This is a genomic window from Rhizobium sp. CNPSo 3670, from assembly GCF_057784555.1.
Window position 1 is genome coordinate 183,964 of sequence record NZ_JBXSOL010000013.1, and the last position, 6,173, is coordinate 190,136.

Sequence of the window (6,173 nt, forward strand, 5' to 3'; positions counted from 1 at the left end):
AATAGGATACCCCCCTATGCTACCTGAAGGTTTGCGATGTCTCACACCACCCTGCAGAAGAAGAAGCTTGTTGCCCGCGTCAGCCGCCTGAAAGGGCAGCTGAAAGCGGTCGAGCGGGCGCTCGAGGCTGAACGCCCCTGCGGCGAAATCCTGCAACTGCTCGCCTCCATTCGGGGCGCGCTGACCGGGCTGACCGGCGAGGTTTTGGATGATCACCTGCGTGAGCACGTGCTCAATGCCAAGGACGACAGAGCCCGGGCCGAGGCGGTCGAAGAAATATCTGAAGTGCTGAGAACCTATATCCGCTGATGAGAGAAGGACCCTGGGAATGAATGCCGGGATCGGGAAAGTCGAAGTGAAAGCCCTCGAACACGATCATGTGTTCCTCGGCGCCGATCATTTGCGCAACGAGCGGCGCATCTGGCTGGTGATTGCGCTGACGGCGGTGATGATGGTGGCGGAAATCGCCGCCGGCACCGTCTACGGCTCCATGGCCCTCGTCGCTGATGGCTGGCATATGTCGACCCATGCCAGCGCTCTTTTGATTTCCGCGCTCGCCTATCTCTTTGCCCGCCGGCAGGCGCGCAATCCGCGCTTCACCTTCGGCACCGGCAAGCTCGGCGATCTCGCCGGCTTCGCCAGCGCCATTGTCCTTGCCCTGATCGCCCTGCTGATGGCCTGGGAGAGCCTGCTGCGCCTCTCCAATCCGGTGCCGATCGGCTTTGCCCAGGCAATCGCCGTTGCGGTCATCGGCCTTGCCGTCAATCTCGCCAGCGCCTGGCTGCTGGCCGGCGGCGGTCATGCCGCGCATGCTCATCATGCGCACGCGCATGGCCATCACGCGCATGGGCACCACGCACACCACCACGGCCATGGCGGTCACGGCGACCATGCCCACCATCACGCAGAGGCCGGCGACAATAATATCCGCGCCGCCTATCTGCATGTCATGGCCGATGCGCTCACGTCAGTGCTCGCCATCGCGGCGTTGACCCTCGGCAGCCTCTATGGTTGGCTCTGGCTCGATCCCATCATGGGCATCGTCGGCGGCCTGGTCATCGCCAATTGGTCCTGGAGCCTGCTGAAATCGTCGGGCGGCGTCCTTCTCGACGTCATGCCCGAAGGCGAGATCCTGCCGGGCGAAATCCGCCAGGCGATCGAGACAGAGGAGGATCGGATCACCGACCTGCATGTCTGGCAGGTCGGCCCCGGCCATCATGCAGCGATCGTCGCGGTCGTCACCTCGCAGCCGCGCGATCCGGCCTTTTACAAGGACAGGCTTTCGGCGCTGGAAGAATTGTCGCATGTGACGGTCGAGGTCACGCGCGCCGCCTGATTGCTGCGGGCGGAGGACGGAATCGCCGCTACTCAACAAGGGTGCAGCGGCTGACAACAAGGTTGCAGCGGCCGACAACAAGTTGCAGCGGGGACGAGATGCCGCCGCAATCGGTCCTTAGCTCTATTCTCCGAATCGTCGGAGGAATTCATGGATCCCAGCCTTACTCGCCGCATGCTGATCGGCTCGGCACTCTGCCTGCCTGCTTTGGGCCTGTCCACGCTGGCGCTTGCGGCCAATGCACAGGAAACTGCGGGGGAGGGCGACGACAATATCGAGCATCGCCTGGCCGCGCTGGAAAAGCGCACCGGCGGACGCCTCGGCGTCTCGGTGCTCGACACCCAGACGAGCATTTCCTTCGGCTATCGCGGCAGCGAAGCTTTTCCGATGTGCAGCACCTTCAAGGCGCTGGCGGCAGGCTTCGTCCTTGCCCGCGTCGACAAGGGGCAGGAGAGCCTCGAGCGCCGGGTGACCTACGGCAGGGACAAGCTCGTCGACTATTCGCCGCTCAGCGAAAAACACGCCGGTGCCGACGGCATGACGATCGCCGAACTCTGCGAGGCGGCGGTAACGGTCAGCGACAACACCGCCGGCAACCTGCTGCTCGAAAGTTTCGCCGGCCCGCCGGCACTGACCGACTGGCTGCGCTCGATCGGCGACGGCACCACGCGTCTCGACCGCACCGAACCGACACTGAACGAGGGTCGCAAGGACGATCCGCGCGACACCACGGCACCGGATGCGATGCTCGATACGCTCGGCAATCTGACGCTCGGCTCGGTGTTGACCGGGGCCTCTTGCGACAAGCTGATCGCCTGGCTGGTGGCGAGCACCACGGGTAAGGAAAGGCTGCGGGCCGGCCTGCCTGCCGGTTGGAAGGTCGGCGACAAGACCGGCACCGGCCCGAACGGCTCCCTCGGCGACATCGCCGTTATCTGGCCGCCGGACCGTGGGCCGATCGTCGCTGCCGTCTATATCGCCGAAGCGACGGCGCCGATGAAGGATCTCAACCCGATCTTTGCCGAAGTCGGCAGGATGATCACCGAGATGGTGTGATGTGTTAAATCGCTTCAGAAGCAATTGATTACCGCATCGACATCAAGTTCGTGATCAGGCCCGCTTTGATTTCGAGCACGGGCCGATTGGCCTCCGGATGACCGATGTCTCTCAGCTGATCGGGTGTCAGCTCGGCCAGTCGTTGCCGGCTCACGACCGCCCGTCGCCACGCCTGCAGGCCAGTGATCAGGTTTGCGATTATGTTCATGGGGCCAGCCACCTGGTTTGTCGGCGCGCTGACGATGGGCTGTGTTTCCGTATGAGCCATTTCCGATCTCCACTTGTGATGTGCGGGTGGAAATCTGCCGTACGAGCGTTTTCGGCCTGTTCGGCTGAGCGTGAACCGGGAAGAAAACTTCGACAAGCCGCCGCTAAATCGGTGTTAAATTCGTCTTCCCAAATGCTATTCTGCGAGCGGCGGTTCAAAGTCTGGGGGCTTTCTATGCGCATCAGGTTGCTAGGCGGTCTCGAGGTCATCTCCGGAGAAGGCCGGCCAGTCCGCTTCGCCACGCGCAAGACGTCGCTGCTGTTTGCTGCCCTGGCGTTGGCAGGCCGCCGCGGCTGCCGCAGGGAGGTGCTGTCCGAAGCCTTCTGGCCGGGACGAGGTAATGAGCAGGCCCGCAATAGTTTGCGGCAGGCGCTGGTCGACATCAGGCGGTCGTTCCCGGCGAGCAGTGACGGCACCGTCTCTATCGAAGGGGATCAGGAGACGGTGGCGCTTTTCGTCGATCCCGATCAAGCCGACATTTCGCTCTTCGACCGGAAGCTGGGGACGGGGGCGAGCGAAGATCTCGCCTCCGCAGCGGATCTCTACCGCGGCGATCTGCTTGAAGGCGAAGCCATTCCGGATGAATTGGCTGAGTGGTTCGCACCGTACCGAAGCACATATCAGCGCAAGGCGCTGCAGCTCGTGGAACGTTTGAGCCTTGCCCTCTTGGAACCAGGCTCCGCGGAAGAACCGCCCTGTGAAGGGCTTGCCGAGAGGCTTCTCGCCTCTGACCCGACGGCGGAGGGTGCTCACAGGGCGTTGATGCGGATCCACACTCTCCGCGGCCACGAGAACATGGCCTTGCGCCAGTTCGAGACCTGCCGAGCTCTCCTGAAGAAGCATCTGGATGTCGAACCCGAAGCGGAGATGTCGTCCCTGGCTGCCTCGCTGCAACCGCGGCAGCGATCCGGTGATCGGCGGGCCGCGGCCGCAGTCGAGCCGCAGCTGCAGGTCTTCTCCGCTCCGACGAAACATCATGATCGGCCATCCCTTGCGGTGTTGCCGTTTCAGAATTTGAGCGGCGATGTGGAGCAGGAATATTTTGCCGACGGCATCGTGGAGGATATCACCATCGCTCTTGCGCAGTTCCGTCACCTCTATGTCATCGCCCGCAATTCGAGCTTCACCTACAAGGGGCAGGCCGTCGACATAAAGCGGGTCGGGCGCGAGCTGGACGTGGACTATGTGGTCGAGGGAAGCGTGCGCCGTGCGGGCGACCGGCTTCGTATCGCCGGACAACTCATCGACACCTCGACCGGCGCGCATCTCTGGGCAGACCGTTTTGACGGAAACTTGGCGAACCTGTTCGATCTACAGGATCAGGTCGCATCCAGCATTGTCGGCGCAATAACGCCGAAAGTGGAAGAGGCGGAGATCGAGCGGGCTAAACGCAAGCCGACCGAGAGCCTCGACGCCTATGACTATTATCTCCGCGGGCTGGCGGCCTTCGATCGGACGGTGACCAACAGATCAGTCGTCGACGAGGCTCTGCGGCTATTCATGAAGGCAATCGAGCGCGATCCCGATTTTGCCATCGCCCACGCCCGGGCGGCGCGATGCTACGCGACCCGCAAGAGCAATGGCTGGATGATCGATCCGGCCAACGAAATTGCCGAGGCGACCCAACTGGCGAGAAGAGCCGTCGAACTCGGCTGGGACGATGCAGTCGCGCTCGCCTATGGCGGATATGTGCTCGGTTATGTCGGCGGCGACCTCGATGACAGCGCGGCTTGCATCGATCGCGCGCTCTTCCTCAACCCGTACCTGGCCGTTGCCTTGGGGGTCAGCAGTTGGGTGCGAGCCTGCCTGGGCGAGCCGGACAAGGCCGTCGAACATGCTGCCCTCGCCATGAGGCTGAGCCCCGTGGATCCGCGCCTGTTTGCCTGGCAGTTCAACACCGGCCTGGCTCACTTCTGCGCCGGTCGTTACGAGGACGCCGCCGTCTGGGCCGCAAAATCGTTGCGCCACCAGCCGAATTACCCCAGCGCGATGCGGGTGATGGCGGCGGGGCACGCCATGGCCGGGCGGAAAGCGGAAGCAGTGGAAACGATTGCGCGCCTGCGCTTGCTGGATCCGGCGCTTCGGCTTTCGAACCTCGCCGATATTCTCCCACCGTTCCGGCGACCGGATGACCGTAACCGCTATATAGAGGCACTTCGTATGGCGGGGTTGCCGGAGTAGGCATGCGGCGAAGGAGACCTCTGCCCCATTCGCTTTCCGCTCCGCTGGTCCCCGTTGTGCCGCCGTCTATGTCGCCGAGGCCGGCGATGGAGGCTCGCGGCATCCGCTTTTTGCTTGACCCGAGCATCCATGCGCCTGACTTCAGGGTGGGTTTCGCCGGACGTCAGCTCTCCAGTCGGCGCCCGCAGCATGGATCGCCGGGTCAGGCCCGGCGATGACGGAATGTGAGGGAAACGCGGGTGATCGAAACGCTCCACTTTCCGGGGGGCTCATGCGGCGGCCGCATGGAGCTCGCGAGAAGATTTCCCATCACGGTAGCGTATACGCGATCACGTAATCGCCGGGCGTGGTGCCGACCGAGCCGTGGCCCCCGGCGACCATGACGACATATTGCTTGTTGTCGTCGGTCGTATAGGTCATCGGCGTCGCCTGGCCGCCGGCCGGCAGCCGCGCCCGCCAGAGCTCGCGTCCGTTGGTCACGTCATAGGCGCGCAGGTAATTGTCGACCGCAGCACCGAGGAAGGCGACGCCGCCCTTGGTCAGCATCGGGCCGCCGATGCCCGGTACGCCGACCTTGAAGGGCAGCGGCAGCGGCGTCATGTCGTGCACGGTTCCGTTCTTGTGCATATAGGCGATCTTGCCGGTGCGCAGGTCGACACCGGCGACATAGCCCCATGGCGGCGCCTGGCAGGGGATCTGCAGCGGTCCGAGGAAGGGACCCATGAAGACGCCGTAGGGTGCGCCGTCATTGCGGTTGAGCCCCTGTTCGCTGCCTTTCTCGTCCTGTCCTCGCGGCGGGATGTCGGCGGCCGGCACCAGGCGCGAGGTGAAGGCGAGATAGGTCGGCATGCCGAACATGATCTGCCGCTCCGGATCGACCGCCACCGAGCCCCAGTTGAAGGTGCCGAAATTGCCGGGATAGACGATCGTCCCTTTCAGCGACGGCGGCGTGTAGCGGCCCTCGTAGCGGTAGCGATGAAAGTCGATGCGGCAGAGCAGCTGGTCGAACAGCGACACGCCCCACATGTCCTTTTCCTTGAGCGGCTCCGGCGAGAAGGTGAGGTCGGAGATCGGCTGCGTTGGCGACGTATGATCGCCCGAGACTGTGCCGCCGGGCGCCGGAATCTCCTTGGTCGGGATGATCGGCTCGCCGCTGCGCCGGTCGAGCACATAGAGATCGCCCTGCTTGGTCGGGCCGACGAGGGCGGGAACGACGGTGCCGTCCTGCTTGGTCAGATCGATCAGCGCCGGCTGGGCCGGGACGTCCATGTCCCAGAGATCGTGATGCACGGTCTGGCGTACCCAGCGCAGCTGGCCGCTGGCGATATCGAG

Annotated in this window: 6 protein-coding genes; 4 read left to right on the forward strand and 2 right to left on the reverse strand. The window is 63.9% G+C overall.

The features are described from left to right. Positions 1-36: 36 nt before the first annotated feature. The 3 genes from dmeR (at position 37) to bla (ending at position 2,392) form a co-directional block, all read left to right on the forward strand. On the forward strand, positions 37-309 hold the full coding sequence (gene dmeR, locus AC13QO_RS16195) for a Ni(II)/Co(II)-sensing transcriptional repressor DmeR (protein ID WP_488541216.1): 273 nt from the start codon (positions 37-39) through the stop codon (positions 307-309). A gap of 19 nt (positions 310-328) precedes the next feature. Further along, on the forward strand, positions 329-1,336 hold the full coding sequence (gene dmeF, locus AC13QO_RS16200) for a CDF family Co(II)/Ni(II) efflux transporter DmeF (protein WP_302750201.1): 1,008 nt from the start codon (positions 329-331) through the stop codon (positions 1,334-1,336). 150 nt (positions 1,337-1,486) lie between these two features. Next, entirely contained in the window at positions 1,487-2,392 is a 906-nt protein-coding gene (gene bla / locus AC13QO_RS16205) for a class A beta-lactamase (RefSeq protein WP_488541217.1), read from the forward strand. Positions 2,393-2,420: 28 nt separating this feature from the next. On the opposite strand, the gene AC13QO_RS16210 is transcribed toward bla, so the two are convergent. After that, entirely contained in the window at positions 2,421-2,660 is a 240-nt protein-coding gene (locus AC13QO_RS16210; protein ID WP_285193051.1) for a DUF1127 domain-containing protein, read from the reverse strand. A 174-nt stretch (positions 2,661-2,834) separates the two neighbouring features. Here AC13QO_RS16210 and AC13QO_RS16215 point away from each other — a divergent pair, with 174 nt between their 5' ends. Then, positions 2,835-4,841, forward strand: coding sequence for a BTAD domain-containing putative transcriptional regulator (locus AC13QO_RS16215; protein ID WP_488541218.1), 2,007 nt, complete (start codon positions 2,835-2,837; stop codon positions 4,839-4,841). Between the two features lie 309 nt (positions 4,842-5,150). Here the strand turns inward: AC13QO_RS16215 and AC13QO_RS16220 are convergent. Next, positions 5,151-6,173: PQQ-binding-like beta-propeller repeat protein (locus AC13QO_RS16220; RefSeq protein WP_488541219.1), on the reverse strand; the 1,023-nt coding region annotated here is incomplete at its 5' end.

Excerpts from the sequence above, each read along its gene's own strand:
- dmeR (WP_488541216.1), top strand. The coding sequence starts at position 37 with ATGTCTCACACCACCCTGCAGAAGAAGAAGCTTGTTGCCCGCGTCAGC.
- dmeF (WP_302750201.1), top strand. The coding sequence starts at position 329 with ATGAATGCCGGGATCGGGAAAGTCGAAGTGAAAGCCCTCGAACACGAT.
- bla (WP_488541217.1), top strand. The coding sequence starts at position 1,487 with ATGGATCCCAGCCTTACTCGCCGCATGCTGATCGGCTCGGCACTCTGC.
- AC13QO_RS16215 (WP_488541218.1), top strand. The coding sequence starts at position 2,835 with ATGCGCATCAGGTTGCTAGGCGGTCTCGAGGTCATCTCCGGAGAAGGC.
- AC13QO_RS16210 (WP_285193051.1), bottom strand. The coding sequence starts at position 2,660 with ATGGCTCATACGGAAACACAGCCCATCGTCAGCGCGCCGACAAACCAG.